1 protein-coding gene is annotated in these 625 nt (G+C 63.8%); it reads left to right on the top strand.

The window, feature by feature from the left end:
* Positions 1 to 204: 204 nt before the first annotated feature.
* Positions 205 to 625: transposase (locus tag Q1B08_RS21630; protein WP_366140092.1), on the top strand; the 421-nt coding region annotated here is incomplete at its 3' end.

The following is a 625-nucleotide window of genomic DNA, read 5'->3' as shown; positions in this document are numbered from 1 at the left end:
CCTCTTGTCTTATGCATTTCCCAGCTCCCGGTTTATTTTGGGAGCGGCCACGCGGATTGCGCATGTTCGCGCGGTGGCGGGGGATGGATCGCACCCCTCTTGGTCGCAAGGGACCGTTCCCGAGTAGGGTCGCCCCCGCCTTTTCTTCTGACCTGAACGGATACCAGGGCGCGAGGCCCGCATGACAAGACGAGGTGGAGGATCATGACCATGCAAGACACGATCGGCGTGGACGTCTCGAAGGATTGCCTGGACGCCTGCCACGCGGGTGCAAGCGACCATCGCGCGTTTTCCAACGACACGTCCGGACTTACAGCCCTTTGCCGGTGGGTTCGGGAACGGGGCGACGTGCTCGTCGTGTTCGAAGCGTCCGGTGCCTATCACCGGGATCTCGAGCAAGCTCTGGCACGGCGCGGCCTGCCCTTTGCCAAGGTCAATCCACGGCAAGCTCGACGGTTCGCCGAGGCGATCGGCCAAGTCGCCAAGACCGACCGCGTGGATGCCGCGATCCTCGCCAGAATGGGGGTCGCACTGCAACTGGAGCCGACATCGGCGCTGCCCGAGCACATGTCCGAACTCCAGGACTTGCTGGTCTACAGGCGCGGTCTCGTGAAGGACCGCACTG

Source organism: uncultured Jannaschia sp. (assembly GCF_947494025.1).
Lineage (GTDB): Bacteria > Pseudomonadota > Alphaproteobacteria > Rhodobacterales > Rhodobacteraceae > Jannaschia.
Note: the sequence above shows the minus strand (reverse complement) of the source record. Positions and strands in the feature narration are given on the sequence as shown.